At 60.0% G+C, this 17,871-nt stretch carries 18 protein-coding genes and 1 pseudogene; 8 read left to right on the forward strand and 11 right to left on the reverse strand.

What is annotated here, in order from left to right; all coding sequences use genetic code 11:
• Positions 1–42 precede the first annotated feature (42 nt).
• The 4 genes and pseudogenes from HB780_RS17410 to HB780_RS17425 form a co-directional block, all read right to left on the reverse strand.
• Entirely contained in the window at positions 43–1,038 is a 996-nt protein-coding gene (locus HB780_RS17410; RefSeq protein WP_183694194.1) for an isopenicillin N synthase family dioxygenase, read from the reverse strand.
• An 88-nt stretch (positions 1,039–1,126) separates the two neighbouring features.
• A complete protein-coding gene (locus HB780_RS17415) occupies positions 1,127–2,158 on the reverse strand; it encodes an ABC transporter ATP-binding protein (RefSeq protein ID WP_183694196.1) in 1,032 nt (343 codons plus the stop codon).
• Positions 2,146–3,840, reverse strand: a pseudogene (locus HB780_RS17420) (ABC transporter permease). The gene HB780_RS17415 and the pseudogene HB780_RS17420 overlap by 13 nt, the downstream one beginning before the upstream one ends.
• Before the next feature lie 17 nt (positions 3,841–3,857).
• Positions 3,858–4,838, reverse strand: coding sequence for an ABC transporter substrate-binding protein (locus tag HB780_RS17425; protein ID WP_183694199.1), 981 nt, complete (start codon positions 4,836–4,838; stop codon positions 3,858–3,860).
• A gap of 176 nt (positions 4,839–5,014) precedes the next feature.
• Here HB780_RS17425 and HB780_RS17430 point away from each other — a divergent pair, with 176 nt between their 5' ends.
• Entirely contained in the window at positions 5,015–6,073 is a 1,059-nt protein-coding gene (locus HB780_RS17430) for an aldo/keto reductase (RefSeq protein ID WP_183694202.1), read from the forward strand.
• A 22-nt stretch (positions 6,074–6,095) separates the two neighbouring features.
• Here the strand turns inward: HB780_RS17430 and HB780_RS17435 are convergent, their stop codons facing one another.
• A complete protein-coding gene (locus HB780_RS17435; protein ID WP_183694205.1) occupies positions 6,096–7,325 on the reverse strand; it encodes an aminotransferase-like domain-containing protein in 1,230 nt (409 codons plus the stop codon).
• A 229-nt stretch (positions 7,326–7,554) separates the two neighbouring features.
• Between HB780_RS17435 and HB780_RS17440 the strand changes: the two genes are divergently transcribed.
• From HB780_RS17440 to HB780_RS17450, 3 genes are read left to right on the forward strand one after another with little or no spacing between them, the layout of a single operon-like run.
• Positions 7,555–7,764 carry an AbrB/MazE/SpoVT family DNA-binding domain-containing protein gene (locus HB780_RS17440; protein WP_183694208.1) on the forward strand — a complete coding sequence of 70 codons (210 nt, stop codon included), beginning with the start codon at positions 7,555–7,557 and terminating at the stop codon, positions 7,762–7,764.
• The gene (locus tag HB780_RS17445) at positions 7,764–8,144 is read left to right on the forward strand and encodes a type II toxin-antitoxin system VapC family toxin (RefSeq protein WP_183694211.1); all 381 of its coding nucleotides are present in this window, start codon (positions 7,764–7,766) and stop codon (positions 8,142–8,144) included. Before HB780_RS17440 ends, HB780_RS17445 begins: the two co-directional genes overlap by 1 nt.
• A gap of 1 nt (position 8,145) precedes the next feature.
• Positions 8,146–8,736 carry a class I SAM-dependent methyltransferase gene (locus HB780_RS17450; RefSeq protein WP_183694214.1) on the forward strand — a complete coding sequence of 197 codons (591 nt, stop codon included), beginning with the start codon at positions 8,146–8,148 and terminating at the stop codon, positions 8,734–8,736.
• A gap of 55 nt (positions 8,737–8,791) precedes the next feature.
• Here the strand turns inward: HB780_RS17450 and ilvC are convergent, their stop codons facing one another.
• From ilvC to HB780_RS17465, 3 genes are all read right to left on the reverse strand, one after another.
• Positions 8,792–9,811: a ketol-acid reductoisomerase gene (gene ilvC, locus HB780_RS17455; RefSeq protein ID WP_183694217.1), complete on the reverse strand. Its 1,020-nt coding sequence runs from the start codon at positions 9,809–9,811 to the stop codon at positions 8,792–8,794.
• 50 nt (positions 9,812–9,861) lie between these two features.
• Positions 9,862–10,512, reverse strand: a complete 651-nt coding sequence (locus HB780_RS17460) for a TetR/AcrR family transcriptional regulator C-terminal domain-containing protein (protein WP_183694221.1) — start codon at positions 10,510–10,512, stop codon at positions 9,862–9,864.
• Positions 10,513–10,627: 115 nt separating this feature from the next.
• Positions 10,628–11,536, reverse strand: a complete 909-nt coding sequence (locus tag HB780_RS17465) for an AraC family transcriptional regulator (protein WP_183694224.1) — start codon at positions 11,534–11,536, stop codon at positions 10,628–10,630.
• Between the two features lie 203 nt (positions 11,537–11,739).
• On the opposite strand from HB780_RS17465, the gene HB780_RS17470 reads away from it, so the two are divergent.
• Complete coding sequence (locus tag HB780_RS17470) at positions 11,740–12,783, forward strand: NAD(P)-dependent alcohol dehydrogenase (protein WP_183694227.1); 1,044 nt, start codon at positions 11,740–11,742, stop codon at positions 12,781–12,783.
• A gap of 53 nt (positions 12,784–12,836) precedes the next feature.
• Here HB780_RS17470 and HB780_RS17475 read toward each other — a convergent pair whose 3' ends face one another.
• The 3 genes from HB780_RS17475 to HB780_RS17485 all read right to left on the reverse strand — a co-directional run bounded on the left by HB780_RS17475 (position 12,837) and on the right by HB780_RS17485 (position 15,331).
• Positions 12,837–14,099, reverse strand: a complete 1,263-nt coding sequence (locus HB780_RS17475) for an NAD(P)/FAD-dependent oxidoreductase (protein ID WP_183697203.1) — start codon at positions 14,097–14,099, stop codon at positions 12,837–12,839.
• 120 nt (positions 14,100–14,219) lie between these two features.
• Positions 14,220–14,774 (reverse strand): PH domain-containing protein, encoded by a 555-nt coding sequence (locus HB780_RS17480; protein ID WP_183694230.1) that lies wholly within the window; start codon positions 14,772–14,774, stop codon positions 14,220–14,222.
• Positions 14,775–14,866: 92 nt separating this feature from the next.
• Positions 14,867–15,331, reverse strand: a complete 465-nt coding sequence (locus tag HB780_RS17485; protein WP_183694233.1) for an Lrp/AsnC family transcriptional regulator — start codon at positions 15,329–15,331, stop codon at positions 14,867–14,869.
• A gap of 159 nt (positions 15,332–15,490) precedes the next feature.
• On the opposite strand from HB780_RS17485, the gene HB780_RS17490 reads away from it, so the two are divergent.
• From HB780_RS17490 to HB780_RS17500, 3 genes are all read left to right on the forward strand, one after another.
• Positions 15,491–16,210, forward strand: coding sequence for an aspartate/glutamate racemase family protein (locus HB780_RS17490; protein ID WP_183694236.1), 720 nt, complete (start codon positions 15,491–15,493; stop codon positions 16,208–16,210).
• 74 nt (positions 16,211–16,284) lie between these two features.
• Complete coding sequence (locus tag HB780_RS17495) at positions 16,285–17,214, forward strand: bifunctional helix-turn-helix transcriptional regulator/GNAT family N-acetyltransferase (protein WP_183694239.1); 930 nt, start codon at positions 16,285–16,287, stop codon at positions 17,212–17,214.
• Between the two features lie 89 nt (positions 17,215–17,303).
• Positions 17,304–17,810 carry a GNAT family N-acetyltransferase gene (locus HB780_RS17500; protein WP_286203128.1) on the forward strand — a complete coding sequence of 169 codons (507 nt, stop codon included), beginning with the start codon at positions 17,304–17,306 and terminating at the stop codon, positions 17,808–17,810.
• The last annotated feature ends 61 nt before the right edge of the window (positions 17,811–17,871 follow it).

Below are 17,871 nucleotides of genomic sequence, written 5' to 3' on the forward strand. Positions count from 1 at the left end.
ATTCCGGTTTATGGATATCGGGATTGGCTCGGCTCGCGCATCTCAACCAGCTTTGGCGGTGACGGTCGATTTGAACTTGCCCATGAGATAGGGGCCCGAGAGCACCGGCGCATATTTCGGCTCCTCTCCCGGCGGCAAGCAGGACGGCAAGCAGGCAATTTCGGCGAACCAGTTCGGCTGATGGAAGAAAGCCAGCGACTGTCGACGCTGCATGCCGCCTTCCTCCGGTGGCGGATTGACGACGCGGTGCACGGTCGAAACCCAGCGATCGTTCGTCCACAGCGCCATCAGGTCACCGATATTGATGACGAAGGCACCCGCTACCGGCGGCACCGGCGTCCATTGACCATCCGGAGCGATAATCTCCAGACCCTTGGAGCCCGGCTGCGGCAAAAGGATCGTCAGGCTGCCGTAATCGGTATGCGCGCCGGCGCGCAGCTGGCCCGGCTGCGGCGCAACACGCTGCTCCGGATAGTTCAGGGCCCGGAGCGCGCTGATCGGTGTATCGACGTAGCTGTCGAAGAAATGCTCGTCGAGACCAAGCGCCGTCGCAAAGACCCGCATGATCCGCCGCGCCAGATCCTCCATCGAGCGGTAGTAGGCCTTCCACGCGTCCACGAAGCCTTCAGGCCCCTCCGGCCAGATAGTGGCGGCATAGCAGAAGCCGAGCGCCTCGGGATCGGTCATATCAGGCGGCACGGCAAGCGGTCCGCCGTTGAAACTTTCCTTGAGATCCGGCGGCGTATCGACATTGCGCGATTTCGCCAAAGCCTCGGTGCCGGGGCCGAGATAACCGTAGGGATATCCGGGATAAGGTGCCTTCACCCGCTGCTTGACATCGGCCGGCCGGTCGAAAAACGCATGGGTCTTGGCCCATACGCCTTGAACCACCGCGTCATCGACACCGTGATTGGCGATCGCCAAGAAACCGGTCGAACGGCAAATCTCGTCGACCTCGGCACCAAGCCGCCTCTTCTCCTGATCACCAGCCGCCTCGAAAGCGCCAAGGTCGAAAATCGGGAAGCTCTGGTCGGACATGGCGCGACTCCCATTCGTGAGATCAGGCAAATCAAGCACAGGTGGAGGCATCGAACAACCATCTTGTCTTTCCGTCTCGCCGTATCGATCAGAGCCGCCAAGCCGAACGAATGGCGACGGCGTAGACATCGCCGGGCTTTACCGCTTCACGGCTATAGGCTCTCAGCACCTGACCGTCCGGCAGCGACAGCCGTAGCGCATAACGCTCGCCCTCGTAGAGAACGGAGTCTACCCGGCATGCAATGCCCTCCGCATCGGCCACAACGTCCTCTGGTCGAACGAGAATATCGGCACGTGGGATCTTCTCTTCCTGCTCGCTCCAGATCGCCTTCAATGCCGGCCAATCGATCGACCGTGGCCAGCCATCCGGAATGGCAAGCGACAGGATCGCGCCCTGACCGACCAATCCGCCGACCAGCCGCCCGTCAGGCCGCGCATAGATCTCCGCCGGTGCCGCCACCTGCAACAACTGTCCCTCGGACATCACCGCGACATCGGTTGCCAGCGCCATGGCTTCGCTCTGGTCATGGGTGACGTAGACCATGGTGGCGCCGGAGCGCTGATGGAACTCGCGGAACGTCTCCTCCATTTCCTTCTTCAGGTGACGGTCGAGATTGGCGAGCGGTTCGTCAAGCAGCACGACATCGGGCGATGTCACCAGGCAGCGCGCCAGCGCCACACGCTGGCGCTGGCCGCCGGAGAGATCGGCGGGCCGCCGTTCGGCATAATCCTCCAACCGCACCGTCGATAGCGCCTCGCGCACCTTCTGACGGTAGCGCTCGCCGGAAATACCGCGCACCTTCAACGGATAACCGACATTGTCGGCAACATTCATATGCGGCCAGAGCGCATAGGACTGGAAGACCATCGCCATGTTGCGGCGCTCCGGCGGCAAGGTATGGGCGGCGTCGGCCAGCAGGCGTTCGCCAAGATGGATCGAACCATCCGTCGGCTGCTCGAAGCCGGCTATCATTCTGAGCACCGTCGTCTTGCCGCAGCCGGACGGCCCGAGCAGCGCCAGAAAACCGCCTTCACGAACATCCAGTGACAAAGCATGGACGGCGGCACGTCCGCCAGTGCCGAAATCCTTGCTGACGTGATTGAGGATCAGCTTCGCCACGGCACCACTCCTTTCGGCAGCCGCTTGGCCAGGATTTCCAGCAGCAGCATCATGCTGACGACCATGGCGATGACGATGACCGACATGGCAGAGGCAAGATCAGAGCTGCCGCCGTCATCGAGATTGTAGATGACGACACCGAGCGTCTGCGTACCTGCCGACCAGAGCAGGGCCGAGACCGTCAATTCGTTGCAGGCGATGAGAAAGACCAGGATCACCGAGGCGCCCGCTGCCGGCGCGATCAGCGGCACAATGATATCAAAGAGACGCCGGAAGAAGCCGGCTCCTGATAGACGCGCCGCCTCTTCCAGCGCCGGATCGAGCTGCAGGAAGGCACTCATCACCGGCTTGAGGCTGACGGCGAAATAGGCGGAGAAATAGGCAAGCAGAATGATCCAGATCGTGCCGTAGAGCGTGATGTTGAGGATCGGCAGGGGAGCAGCAAAAACAAGAATGAAGCAGACGGCGATGATGATCCCCGGCAACGAATAGGGAATCTCGATCAAGCCCGCGACGATCCGGCTCAGCATGTCCTTGCGCTTTGTCAGCGCATAGGCCGCGAGGACTGTCACCACCAGGAGACCAAGTGCCGTCGTTCCGGCAAGAAACAGGGAGTTGGAAAAGGCGGTGCGCGTCACCGTCTGGCGGAACAGGATTTCGGCAAAGGCATTCAAAGACGCCGTCTTGAAGGTCAACGGCACGCCATAAGCCGGCACCAGTGCACCTGCGACCAGCGCGAAGAAGGGCGCGACCAGCATGACGAACAGGATCGCCCAGAGCAGCGGCATGGCAACAAGACGCCAGCGACCGAGTGAGAAGGCGGCCGATGCGCCGGACAGGCCGATCACCCGATAATCCCGCCCCCTCAGCGCCCTGCTCTGAACAGCAAGACCGGCGACAGCGATCACCGCGATCATCGCCGACAACAGGGCGATATCGCCGAAGGTGCGCGGGCCGAAGGTGGAGAATTTGGTGAAGATCAGCGTCGATAGTGTGAAGATCGAAGCCGGTATGCCGAGGATCGCCGGAATGCCGAAATTGCCGACAGAGGAAACGAAGGCGATGGCAACACCGGCGATCATGCCGGGCAGCGACAGCGGCAGGATAATGTCGCGGAAAACGCGCAGCCCGGAAGCGCCTGACAATCTCGCCGCCTCGACGCCATCCCGCGGCAATGCCATCAGCCCGGCTCGAAGCGCCAGATAGACCAACGGCGCGTGCTGCACGCCGTAAAGCAGCGCAATGCCACCGACCGAATAGAGCGGTTGCGGCGAACCGAGCGGCGGGGCGATATGCAACGCTTTCAACAACGGGCTCGACGGACCGGACATCTGCACCCATGCCAGCGCCGTCACCTGCGGCGGGATCATCATCGGCAGGACGAAGAGGAAACCGAGCGCCCCCCCTGCCCGGCATGTCGGTCAGGGTCAGAAGGAAAGCGAAGAGGCAGCCAAGCAACACGGAAATTAGCGTGCCGAGCACGGCCGTCTCGATGGTGTACCAGGCGGAGCGCCAGAGGGCGGGATCGGTGATCAGCTCATAGGCGCCGCCGCGCAGCAGCGCCGCGATGCCGGCCTCCGCCAGCCGCGCCAGCGGCAGCACGCTCAGAAGCAACACGATGGTGACGACAAAGGAAACAGCCAGGCTGGCTGGCTGTTTCCCTTACGCATATATCCGTACATCGACTGTCCAGATCGGATCACTTCGATCCGTAGTAGGAGGAGAAGGTCTTCAGGTCCTGATCGGTATTCTTCAGGGCTTCAGACGCATTCAATGACAAAACCTTGATGCTGTCACGCGCCGGGAAACCGGCAGGCAGCGACATGCCGTTGCGAGCCGGGATATAGCCGAGCTTCAGGAAGCCTTCCTGGCCTTTTTCGGACAGGACATAATCGACGAACTTCTTGGCAGCGTCGGCATGCTTGGCGCTGGCGAGAATGCCGACCGGCTCAGTCACGGCCGAAACGCCTTCGGTGGGGAATACGAATTCCAGCGGCGCGCCCTTGGCCTTTTCGCGGATCGGCATGTAGTCGACGACCATGCCGTAGGCCTTTTCGCCGGAAGCAACCGACTTCAGCACCGCGCCGTTGCCGCCCGCAGCGACCGCGCCATTGGCGGCGAGGTTCTTATAGAAATCCCAGCCGAGTCTGCCGACGCCAGCGAGCGTCTGCGCATGAATGAGAGCGGCACCCGAAGCAAGCGGGCTTGGCATGGCAACCAGACCCTTGGCCTCCGGCTTCGTCAGATCCTGCCAGCTCGTCGGCTTCATCGCAGCGGCGGTGTTGTAGACGATGCCGGTGGTGATCAGCTTGGTCGAATAATAATAGCCGTCGGCGTCATAGAGCGCCGCATCGTAGTTTGCAGCTTCCGGCGACTTGTAGGCCAGCAGCTTGCCGGCTTCCTTCAGACGCTCCAGCGTGACCGTGTCGGCGATCAGGAGAACATCGGCGACCGGAGCGCCGGCCTGGATCTCCGCCTGCAGCTTGGCAATGATCTGCGGCGTGCCGTCGCGAACCCAATCGACCTTGATTTCAGGATTGGCGGCCATGAAGCCATCGACGGTCGCCTGCGCATCGGCATTCGGCTGGCTGGTATAAAGGACGAGGTCGGCAGCGATGGCCGAACCGGAGAAGAGAGCACCGGCCAAAAGGCCGGCGAAAGCGGAAACAAACGTCTTCATGGAGCGTCCTTGGCTGGAAGATCAGGCAGGTTCCTTAGACGTGTGGCTTAACATGATTGTGACAGTTCAATTTAGAGTGTCAGTACCGTTCATACTATCATTCGACCTTGACCATCGGCACCCCGCGCTATTTCCTAGCGCACGCATTTCAGATCTGATTTTTGGAGGATAAATCTATGGAATATCGTCTGCTGGGCCGTTCTGGCCTCAAGGTTTCCACCATCACCATGGGCACCATGACCTTCGGCGGCGTTGGCTGGGCGAAGACCGTCGGCGATCTCGGCGTCAGCGAGGCGAAGCGGCTTGTCGACATGTGCCTCGACGCCGGCGTCAACCTGCTCGACACGGCCGATGTCTACTCCCAAGGTGCTTCGGAGGAAATCCTTGGCGAGATCATCGGCGGACCGCGCAAGAACGGCGTGCTGATCGCCACCAAGGCCCGCTTCCCGATGGGCGATGGCGTCAATGATGCCGGCTCCTCGCGCCAACACCTGATCCAGGCCTGCGAAGCCAGCCTGAAGCGCATGAAGACTGATGTCATCGACCTCTATCAGCTGCATCAATGGGACGGCCAAACGCCGCTCGAAGAGACGATGGAGGCGCTCGACACGCTCGTCCGCCAGGGCAAGGTGCGCTATATCGGCTGCTCGAATTTCTCCGCCTGGCACATCATGAAGGCGCTCGGCGTCAGCGAGCACGACAAGTACCAGCGTTTCGTCAGCCAGCAGATCCATTATACGCTGGAGGCCCGCGACGCCGAATACGAACTGCTGCCGGTCAGCATCGACCAGGGCCTCGGCGTGCTGGTCTGGAGCCCGATCGCCGGCGGACTTCTTTCCGGCAAGCACCGCCGCAATCAGGCGACGCCGGAAGGCACCCGCCAGTTCGCCGGCTGGACCGAGCCGCCGATCCGCGACGAGAACCGCCTGTGGAATATCGTCGATACGCTGGTGAACATTGCCGACAGCCGCGGCGTCTCGGCGGCGCAAGTGGCGCTCGCCTGGCTGATCGGCCGCAAGGGCGTCACCTCGGTCATCATCGGCGGACGCACGGAGGCACAATTCAAGGACAACCTTGCCAGCGCCGAGCTGAAGCTGACCGACGAAGAGCGCAAGCGCCTCGACGATGTCAGCCTGCTGCCGCTGCTCTACCCCTACTGGCACCAGCGCAATACGGCCAGCGACCGGCTCAGCGAGGCAGACCTGTCGCTGATCGCCCCGCATCTGGCGAAGTAAGCATGGAAGATGGCGTGGCGGCTCAGGCCGCCATCGCCCCCAGCTCGCCAGCGATCAATGTCCCGAGGCGCGAAATACCCTCGTCGATCATCTGCTCGTTGGCGCAGGAAAAGCTGAGACGGAAGGTGTTCGGGCCGGAGCCGTCGGCGAAGAAGGCTTGGCCGGGCACAAAGGCGACCTTGACGGTTTCCAGCGATTTCGCCAGCAGCTTGGCGCCATCCATGCCCTTCGGCAGGGTGACCCAGACAAACATACCGCCTTCCGGCTTGGTCCAACTCGTACCATCAGGCATATATTTCGCAAGCGCGGTCAGCATGCAGTCGCGGCGTTTGCTATAGGCCTTGCGAACCTTGGCGACCTGCGCATCGAAACCGCGCTCGGCGACCTGATGGATAGCGATCTGGTTGATGGTCGAGGAATGCAAGTCAGCCGCCTGCTTCATCAGCACCAGCTTGCGGATAACGGGCGCATTGGCAACGACGAAGCCAACGCGAAGCCCCGGCGCCAAGGTCTTGGAAAAGCTGCCGCAATAGATCGTGCGCGTATCATTGATATGGCCCTTGCGGGCGATTTCCAGCGCCAGGATCAGCGGAACCGGCTCGCCGTTGTAACGCAGCGACTGATAGGCGGCATCTTCGATGATGGCGATATCCAGCTCGTCGCCGAGATCGATCAGCTTTTCGCGGGAAGCGAGATCGACCGTTTCGCCGGTCGGATTGGCAAAATCGGCGGAGAGATAGGCAAATTTCACCCTGCCGCCGGCCTGTTCCGCAGCCGCGCGATAGGAGACCGGGGTGCGGTTGCCGCCGGGGGTGAGCTGATCGTAGGTCGGCTCATAAGCATTGAAGGCCTGCAGCGCACCAAGATAGGTCGGCGCCGTTACCAGTGCCGTATCTTTCGGCGACAGGAACAGCTTGCCGAGATAATCGAGACCCTGCTGCGAACCGGAGACAATGAAGACATTTTCGAGCTCGCAGGGAACCCCAAGCGCCACCATTTGGCCGACCAGCCATTCGCGCAGCGGCTTATAGCCCTCGCTGACCGAATATTGCAGCGCCGCGTTGACCGCCGGACCGGAAAAGATGTCCGCATAGGCCTGCTTGAATTCCTGATCGGGAAACAGCGCCGGATCGGGAATACCGCCGGCAAAAGAGATGATATCAGGCCGCTCCAAAAGCTTCAGCAGCTCGCGGATTTCGGAGGCGCGCATACGGCTGGAACGCGTCGCAAAGATGTTTTCCCAATTCAACATGGGGCTTCCTCGTAATTTTTGGTCTTTGCGACACAAAATCACGCAATAAAATATAAGTCAACAATGCTGACCTATTTTGTTTGTAATGGTGACAAGGAATCAGGATTGATCGGGAGCATGGGGCTTTCTGCCAGCGCGGCGCGCTGTTTTCCGCTTCTTGAAGGGCCTACACATTCCTCTGCTTAAGTGTTATTCTTACGTAATATCAGTCGATAGGAAAAACGTAAGAATGGCTACCGCAACACTTTCCTCGAAATTTCAGATATCGATCCCGAAAGAAGTACGCGAGCAGCAGCACTGGAGCGCGGGCCAGGAGTTCGTATTCATTCCGAAAGGCAAAGGCGTTCTCCTCATGCCTGTCCCGACTTTGGAAGACCTCAAAGGTATGGCGCGTGGCGCAAATCCGGAGAACTACCGTGATCGGGACGACCGCTTCTGATGCGCGTGGTTGATAGTTCCGCGTGGATCGAATGGATTCTTGATAGCCCCCTCGGACAGCAACTCTCCGATCAAATTCCAGAACCCGGCGACTGCATCGTTCCAACGATTGTCCAGCTTGAACTTTCCAAATGGCTTCTTCGAGAGCAAGGCGAAGACGCCCTGAACAATTTCATCGCCTACACAATGCTATGCAACGTCGTATCGTTGGACACGGCCATCGCGCGTCGCGCCGCTGAGATCACCGTGCAACACAAGCTCGCCACGGCCGACGCGATTATCTATGCGACCGCCCTCCAGCACGATGCCGATGTCCTGACTTGCGACGCGCATTTCAAGGGGCTGGAAAACGTAATTTATCTTCCGAAGGCAATAGTCTGACATGACAAACGACGACCCCACCTCCTCCTTCTACGACGACAACGCCACCATCTACGCAACGCGCGAACGCAACCTGCCGCGAAGCCGGCTTGATGCCTTCCTCGCCGCTCTTCCCTCAAACGCATCCATCCTTGAACTTGGTTGCGGCGCTGGACAGGACGCGGCCTATGTGATTTCGCGCGGTTTCGACGTAACGCCCACTGACGGCTCGATCGAGCTTGCCAAACAGGCGGAAGCCCTGATCGGCAGGCCCGTGCAGATATTGCGGTTCGAAACGCTCGACATCGAAGACGCTCACGACGGCGTATGGGCCGAAGCCAGCCTGCTGCATGCGCCTCGTGCCGCCCTGCCCGATATTCTTGATCGAATCCATCGCGCGCTGAAAGCCGGTGGCATCTTCCACGCCAGCTTCAAAGCCGGCGAAGCCGAAGGCCATGACACGTTCGGCCGCTACTATAACTACCCCTCGGTCGCATGGCTGACGGCTCTGCTCGACAAAGGCGGCTGGAGAGATATCGCAATGACCGAAGCCGACGGCGGCGGTTTCGACGGCAAGCCGACGAAATGGCTCTACGTCAAAGCGCGGAAATAGAATAAGGCCGGAGCTTTCGCCCCGGCCTTTCCCATTCCAGCAATCGCCGAAAAGCTTAGTTGACGCTCTTGTCGACCAGCTTGTTCTTGCCGATCCAAGGCATCATGCCGCGCAGCTTGGCGCCGACTTCTTCGATCTGGTGGCTGTCGTTCATGCGGCGGATACCCTTAAAGCGGGCGGCGCCCGAACGGTATTCCTGCATCCAATCCGAGGTGAACTTGCCAGTCTGGATGTCCTTCAGGACGCGCTTCATTTCAGCCTTGGTTTCAGCCGTGATGATGCGCGGGCCGGAGACGTATTCGCCCCATTCAGCCGTGTTGGAGATCGAGTAGTTCATGTTGGCGATGCCGCCTTCATAGATCAGGTCGACGATCAGCTTCACTTCGTGCAGGCACTCGAAATAGGCCATTTCCGGTGCGTAACCGGCTTCGACCAGGGTTTCAAAACCAGCGCGGATCAGTTCGACGAGACCGCCGCAGAGAACGACCTGTTCGCCGAAGAGGTCGGTTTCGCACTCTTCGCGGAAGTTGGTTTCGATGATGCCCGAACGACCGCCGCCGACGCCGCAGGCGTAGGAGAGAGCGAGTTCAAGGGCATTGCCGGAAGCGTTCTGGTGAACGGCAACGAGGCAAGGAACGCCGCCGCCCTTCTGGTATTCGCCGCGAACCGTGTGGCCCGGGCCCTTCGGAGCGATCATGACAACGTCGACCGAAGCCTTCGGCTCGATGAGGCCGAAGTGAACGTTGAGGCCGTGTGCGAAAGCGATCGCAGCGCCGTCACGGATGTTCGGAGCGATGTCGGCCTTGTAGATGTCGGCCTGCAACTCGTCAGGGGTCGCCATCATCATCAGGTCGGCCCAGCCGGCAGCTTCAGCAACCGTCATGACCTTGAAGCCATCGGCTTCGGCCTTCTTGATGGTCGGCGAACCGGCCTTCAGCGCGATCACAACGTTCTGTGCGCCGCTGTCCTTCAGGTTCAGCGCATGAGCGCGGCCCTGCGAACCATAGCCAATGATGGCAACCTTCTTCGACTTGATGAGATTGAGATCAGCATCACGATCGTAATAGACGCGCATTGTTTTTCCTTCCCTTTGCTTGTCTGGTGTAAAGCGTAAATTGAAACTTCTCAGACGGTTGCTGCTGCTTCCGCCGAAACCTTTTCCGTGCCGTAAAGCTTGAGGAAAGCGGTGACCGCCCTCTCCGCCTGACGGCTCGTATCCTTCAAACCGGGCTCGCCGAGCAGCATGCGCACATGCAGATCGGAAACGATGAGCCCGTAAAGCGTGTGATAAGCCTCGTCGGCATCCATGAAGCGCAGTAACCCCGCCCGCTTGCCGGCATCGATGAGGCCGCTGGCGCGACGGTCGATCTGGCGGCGACCGCGCTCCAGCAGCAGCTTGCCGAGCTTGGAGCCGTCGCGGTTCGACTGGCCAATCGCCAGGCGGTTCAAAGCCAGCGACACGTCGCCTGCCAGAACCTCCAGCAGATCACGCGCGAACACCACGAGATGATCGTGCAGGCTCGTCCCTGTCAGCCGCTCGCCGTTGCGCTCAAACGTGCGCACCTTGCTTGCCTGATAGGTGATCATCGCCGACAGCAGGCCGTCGCGATCGCCGAACCACTTATAAAGACTTTCCTTTGAGCAATTGGCGGCGCGCGCAACGCCCGAGGTCGTCAGCGCCTTTTCGCCGCCATCGACGAGCAAACGCAACGCCTGCTCCAGAACGGCGTTCTGGCGCGGCGAAAACTCGCTCGACTGTCCTGCTTCGCTAAGCACGATGGTTATCCTCAAATGAGTACCGTACGGTACGGTTCGTGGCGCGTTATGGCGTAGAGCACCGCAAGCGTCAAGCGAAAATCGTCGCTGCACCGCATCAATAAAGCACGAGAAACTATTCCGCGGCGATCGGACTGCGCATGCCTTCGACGTCCCGGAGCGGCGACAGGCCGTAAAGGCGACTATATTCGCGGCTGAACTGCGACGGGCTCTGATAGCCGACGCGATGACCGGCGGAGCCGACATCGAGCTGCTCCACGATCATCAGCCGCCGTGCCTCATGCAGACGGAGCTGCTTCTGGTACTGTATCGGCGTCATGGCCGTGACAGCTTTGAAATGATGATGCAGCGAGGAAACGCTCATGCCGGCGCGCTCGGCCAGCTCCTCGATGCGCAGCGGCTGGGCGAAATTGCCGCGAATCCACGCGATGGCGCGCGCCACCCTGTTGCTCTGGCTCTCGGCCATGGCAACCTGTAGCAACCGGGGTCCATTCGGGCCGGTCAGCAGGCGATAGAGGATTTCCTGCTCGATCAGCGGCGCCATGGCCGGAATATCCTCCGGCCGGTCGAGCAATCGGAGCAGCCGCAACGAAGCGTCGAGCAGCTCTGGCGAGGCAGGATTGACCGCCAACCCACGCACGGGTTCCGCCGTCATCGCCTCGCGCGGAATACTGACACGCGACAACAACTCCTTCAGCCGTTCGCTGTCGAGCGCCATGCCGAAACAAAGATAGGGGGTTTCGCTGCCGACATTGGTGACCTGCGTCGATACTGGCAGATCGAGGGCGGTCAGAATATACTCGCCGACGCCGTAGTGGTATGTATCTGCACCGACAGTCAACGTCTTGCGCCCCTGGACCACAACGGCAAAGCAGGGCCGGTAGGCCCCATGTTGCCAAACCGTCGCAGCCGATTGCCGATAGAGATTAAGGCCCTCTATCGGCGTACGATGCTCTCCTTCGCCAGGGGCGAAACGGGCAATGATGGAAGCGAGTTCCTGGTTTGGATTGAAAGGCAGGGTCATGCGCAACCAATTGTTTTGAGGATTTGTCGAGATCTATCTAGGTCGTCGCCAGCCGTTTCGAAAGAGCGCCGCTCACCCAGATTCGGAGAATCGTACATAAAGCTTGCAGGATCGCTCTAACGCTGTCGCTCGCTTCTGATGCATATCAATCACCAGAATTTCGACCTACATCTAAAGCCAATCCTACCAAAAAGGAACTCCCCATGGCTATTGCAAAGGGCTACGCCGCCACCGACGCGTCCAAGCCGCTCACCCCCTTCACCTTCGAACGCCGTGCTCCGAATGACGATGATGTCGCCATCTCCGTCAAATATTGCGGCGTCTGCCATTCCGACATCCACCAGGCCCGCAACGAATGGGGCGGCTCGAAGTATCCGATGGTACCCGGCCATGAAGTCGCCGGCATCGTGACCGCCGTCGGTTCGAAAGTGACCAAGTTCAAGGTCGGCGACCGCGTCGGCGTCGGCTGCTTCGTCGATTCCTGCACGACCTGCGCCACGCGCGACCTCGACTACGAACATTTTATGCCGGGCCTGGTCCAGACCTACAACGACGTCGAAGCCGACGGCAAGACGCCGACTTATGGCGGCTATTCCGACTCGATCGTCGTCAAGGAAGGCTATGTCCTCTCCTTCCCGGACAACATCCCGCTCGACGCAGGTGCACCGCTGCTGTGCGCCGGCATCACGCTCTACTCGCCGCTGCGCCACTGGAAGGCCGGCCCTGGCAAGAAGATCGCTGTTGTCGGCATGGGTGGCCTCGGCCACATGGGCGTCAAGCTGGCGCACGCCATGGGCGCCGACGTCACGGTTCTCAGCCAGACGCTGTCGAAGAAGGAAGACGGCTTCAAGCTCGGCGCCGACCACTATTACGCCACCAGCGATGCCGAAACCTTCACCAAGCTCGCAGGCACCTTCGACCTGATCCTCAACACGGTCGGCACCGCCATCGACTGGAATGCCTACCTGAACCTGCTGAAGTATGACGGCAGCATGGTGCTGCTCGGCGTTCCGGAACATGCCGTTCCGGTCCATGCCTTCTCGCTGATCCCCGGCCGCCGCAGCCTCTCCGGCTCGATGATCGGCTCGATCAAGGAAACCCAGGAAATGCTGGACTTCTGCGGCGAGCACAACATCGTCTCGGAAATCGAGCTGATCAACATCGACAAGATCAATGAAGCCTATGAGCGCGTTCTCAAGAGCGACGTCCGTTACCGCTTCGTCATCGATATCGCCTCGCTGGCATAAGCCTCGCGTTGCAGGCCTTACAAGGAAAGGGCAGCCATCGCGGCTGCCCTTTTTCATTCCTCGCGCATGGTTTCCCTTTGCGTGATCAGCCGGGCGCTGTGCTGGCGGCTGATATAGATCCACAGCCAGCTCCAGGCGACCGCGATGCGCCAGCGCGTGCCGATCAGGAAATAGATATGGGCAAGACCCCAGACCCACCAGGCGATGCCGCCCTTGAGCTTGATCCGGCCGAAATCGATGATCGCGGCACTCTTGCCGATGGTGGCGAGACTTCCCTGATGCCGATAATGGAACGGTCCTGGAGCCGGTTGGCCCGATAGTTTGGCCCGGATCACCTTGGCAACGTAGGCGCCCTGCTGCTTGGCGGCCGGCGCGATGCCCGGCACGGGACTACCGTCCTCACGCGTGACCGCCGCCGTATCGCCGATGACGAAAATATCCGGCTGGCCCGGCGCTCGCAATTCCTTGTCGACCACGACACGGCCGGCACGATCGGCGGGAATGTCAAGCCATTTCGCCGCCGGCGACGCCTGCACGCCAGCTGCCCAGACGATGGTACGGCATGGCACGAAGGTGTCCCCGATCGTCACGCCCTCGGCAGTGCATGAGGTAACGGGCTTGCCGAAGTGGATCTCGACACCCAGCCTTTCCAACGCCTTCTGGGCGTAGTCCGACAATTCCTCGACAAAACTTGCGAGCACGCGTGGGCCTGCTTCGACAAGGATGATCCTCGCCTTGCTGGTATCGATGTTGCGGAATTCCTTTGGCAGCGTTTTTCTGGCGAGCTCCGCGATGATGCCGGCAAGCTCGACCCCGGTCGGCCCGGCGCCAACGATGGCGAAGGTCAGGAGCGCCTCGCGAATGGCCGGATCTTTTTCCAGCTCGGCCTGCTCGAAGGCCAGAAGCACGCGGCGGCGAATGGTCGTCGCATCCTCAAGCGTCTTCAACCCCGGCGCCACTGGCTCCCATTCGTCATGGCCGAAATAGGCGTGGGTCGCCCCCGTCGCCAGCACCAGCGTATCATAGCCGATCGTATCGCCATTCTTCAGCGTGACCGTATGCGCGCTGCTGTCGACATCCACGACTTCCGCCAACAGCGTCGTCACCTCCGGCCGGTCGCGGAAAAAGTTGCGGATCGGCCAGGCGATCTCGGATGTCGCGAGCAAGGTGGTCGCAACCTGATAGAGCAGCGGCTGGAACAGGTGATGGTTACGCCGGTCGATCAATGTTATGCGGACTGGCGCGCCCTTCAGATCGTTCGCAAGCTGCAATCCGCCGAAACCACCTCCGACGACAACGATATGACGATCCTGCATAACGACACCCCGCATCTATGACATCGCCGCAAACGTAGAGTTGAGGGCGACGGCCAGCAACTGCCTTTTATGCATGGCACCTGTGCGGGCGTGATTCTTACTGGGGGATAGAGAATGCCGTCATCGATTTCGCGCTCGCTGGATCAGATCGAATGTCTCACGCACATTGGCGATGCCTAGAAATTTAGGGGTATTCGAAAGCGCGGGTGTCCAAAGACCGATACCGCCGCCACGGCGACCATAGCCGATCTGGACATCGTTTCCGAAGCTGATCGTACCCGTTCCATTGCCATTCTGATCCAGATCCAGGGTCTGCAACCGCTCCAGCGGTACGGTCAGAAGCTTGGAAAACCAGCCTTCGCGCAAGACCATGATACGCTGATCGCTGACCGCATATTGCGTCCTGGCGCGGACGAATGCATCCAGCACGAAGCGACCTATGATGAGGTACAAGCCGATCAGGATGAAAGGCAGACCCCACAGCTTGAAAAACAACGGTGCATTGGCCTGGCGTGCAACCATACTTTCCCAAAAGATCGCAAAGCCACCCCACATCAGCGAAAATGGCACCAAAAGCAGGTCCTTCCTGCTAAACATAAGGCCTTGTTTCGGCCGGCCATGCCATAACAACTTCTCGCCGGGCAGAGCATAGTTCTGGATGTCCGCATTGCTCATGACAAATTGCCTCTAAAGCACACACGCCATGACACCTTAGCTGAGAGAATTCGCTGAGATAATATGCAAAACCAGCCTGCGACTCTATGGACCTATTGCGCATAGCCGACGGGAATGGAGGCGCCGCTTTTCAGCTCCTCCATCGAGATCGAGGCGGAAACGTCGAACAGTTCCACCTTGCGGACGATCTGTTTGTAGATGACGTCGTAATGCTCGACGCGAGGCAACACGATCTTCAGGATGTAGTCATAATTGCCCGTCAAACGATGCGCCTCGACGATCTCGGGAATATCGCCGATAACCTTGCGGAACTTTTCGATCCATTCGTCGGCATGATGCGCAGTCTTGATCAGCGCGTAGAGTGTCGTGGGCACACCCATCTTCTCGCGATCGAGCACGACGATGCGCCGGGCGATATGGCCGCTTTCCTCCAGCCGCTGGATGCGCCGCGAGCAGGCCGAGACCGACAACGCTACGCGGTCGGCAAGATCCGTCACCGAGATGCCGGCATCGGCCTGCAAGAGATCGAGAATCTTCCGGTCGCGTTCGTCAAGCATGCGTGGCAATCTCCTTGGCGACGCTGTATTTTTGCGTCATCCAACATAATGGCGCAAAAAACTGCAGAAGAAAACGGACTCGCGACAAAGATTGCAAACATAAGGCGGCTGAAATACCGCACTATTCCGTCATTCAGAACAATAACGGAGAGCAGCATTATGCGCACCATCGGCCTGATCGGCGGCATGAGTTTCGAAAGTTCGGCGGTCTATTACCGCATGATCAACGAGATGGTTCGTGGCAGACTGGGCGGTCTCGCCTCCGCCGAGGTGTTGATGTACTCCGTCAATTTCGAAGAGATCGTCAGCATGCAGAAGGCCGGACGCTGGGATGCCGCCGCAGCCCGTCTCGGCGATGTTGCACACCGCCTGCAGGCCGCCGGCGCTGAATGCGTGCTGATCTGCACCAACACCATGCACCTGATCGCGCCGGAAGTTGCTGCCCGCATCTCCGTGCCGCTGCTCAACATCATCGACGAGACGGCCATCGCGCTGAAGGCGGCCGGCCGCGTCAAGCCGCTGTTGCTGGCTACCCGCTATACGATGGAGCATGGCTTCTACGCCGATCGTATGGCGCGTAACGGCATTTCCGTTATGGTGCCGAACGCCGACGACCGCACGGTCACTCATGATATCATCTTCAGCGAACTCTGCGCCGGCATCGTCAGGCACGAGTCGCGCGAGGCACTGATAGAGATCATCGAACGCGCAAAAGCCGCAGGTGCCGATAGCGTCATCCTCGGCTGCACCGAGATCTGCCTGATCCTCGATCCGAACGGGCTTGCTTTGCCGGGCTTTGATTCCACCACGATCCACGCGCAGGCCGCCGTCGATTTTACGCTCGGTGCCGAAAAGGCCAGCGACAGCCGCGCCGCGTAGGTAAAATCGAATTTACTTGACTGAGTCCAACAAACAATGGACATCGTTTCCCATATTGCAGGGAGACGATGTCCATGTCTATTACCACGGAACTCGCGACCATAGACGCGGTCCGCGACTTCAACCGTTTTTACACGAACTTCCTCGGCGTTCTGAACAAAGCCTATCTCGACAGCTCTTACACCTTGACCGACGCCCGTGTGCTGTTCGAGATCGGCTCCCATGGCGGCATCGCCGCCTCGACGCTCACCCGCGATCTGCATCTCGATCCCGCCTATCTCAGCCGCATCCTGAAGCGTTTCCGCGAAGACGGCTTGATCGAGACCAAGTCTGATCCCAGTGATCTACGCAGCCAGATCATCACTGTCACCGACAAGGGAAAGGCGCAGTTCCTCGAATTTGTTCGCCGCTCCCGCGCCCAGCTCGCCGGGCATTTCGACGCGCTTGCCCCCGGCGAGCCCGAGCGCATCGTCGAGGCGATGCGGACGATCCAGACCACGCTCGGATCGGACCGCCATACACCACCGCCCCTCGTCATCCGAACCCACCGTGCAGGCGACATTGGCTGGATCGTGCAAAGTCAGGCCCGCTTCTACACAGAGGAATTCGGCTGGGATGACCGTTTTGAAGGACTGGTCGCGAAAGTTGGGGGCGAGTTCCTGTCAAGGTTCAACCCGGATAAGGAACGATGCTGGATCGCGGAGCGTGGCGGCCAGAATGTCGGCTCCGTCATGATTACCGACGGTGGCGACGGCGTTGCGAAGCTCCGGCTTCTTTACATCGACAAGGCGGCGCGCGGTCTCGGCCTCGGCAAATTGCTGGTCGACGAATGCATACGCTTCTCACGCGATGCCGGTTACCGGCAACTCTCGCTCTGGACCAACGACATCCTCGACGCCGCCCGGGCCATCTATATCAAGGCTGGCTTCCAGCTTGTCTCCGAGGAGAAGCACCGGATGTTCGGCCCGGAATTGAACGGCCAGACCTGGGTGCTGGACTTGTGACCTGTCATTGGCGTGCATGAATATGGACAGCCGCCAGATCGATCAATAATGTCGATATAGCCTTGATTTGCATGGGGATATCGACATCCATGACCAGCACGACCGAGATACAGATACTGCCGATTGCCAACGACCATATCGAGGGTTTTCATAAGGCACTCGATACCGTTGCGCGTGAGCGAAAATATCTATCCCTGCTGGAAGCATTTCCTCTGGAGGAAACACGTAGCTTCGTGCTCGGCATGATCAGGGACGGCAATCCGCAATTCGTCGCGCTGGACGGCGAAACGGTGGTCGGGTGGTGCGATATCAGCCGCCATTTTTTCCCTTCGCACGCCCATGGCGGCAAACTCGGCATGGGGATCATTCCCTCCTATCGCGGTCGAGGCCTGGGGCAGCGGCTGATAGAAGCCACACTGCAGGTGGCGCGCGATGCGGGCTTCGTGCGCGTGGAACTCAGCGTGCACGCCGACAATCCCCGTGCCATCGCCCTTTATGAAAGGGTCGGCTTTGTCCGGGAGGGCATATCGCGCAAATCCGCCTGCATAGACGGTCGCTATATCGACACCATCAACATGGCGATCCTCTACGAATAGACCTGCCGGAGGTCACCGAAAACCGGGCGAACTCATCACGATTTTGTTGCGGCGCAAAATT

Source organism: Rhizobium lusitanum (assembly GCF_014189535.1).
Lineage (GTDB): Bacteria > Pseudomonadota > Alphaproteobacteria > Rhizobiales > Rhizobiaceae > Rhizobium > Rhizobium lusitanum_C.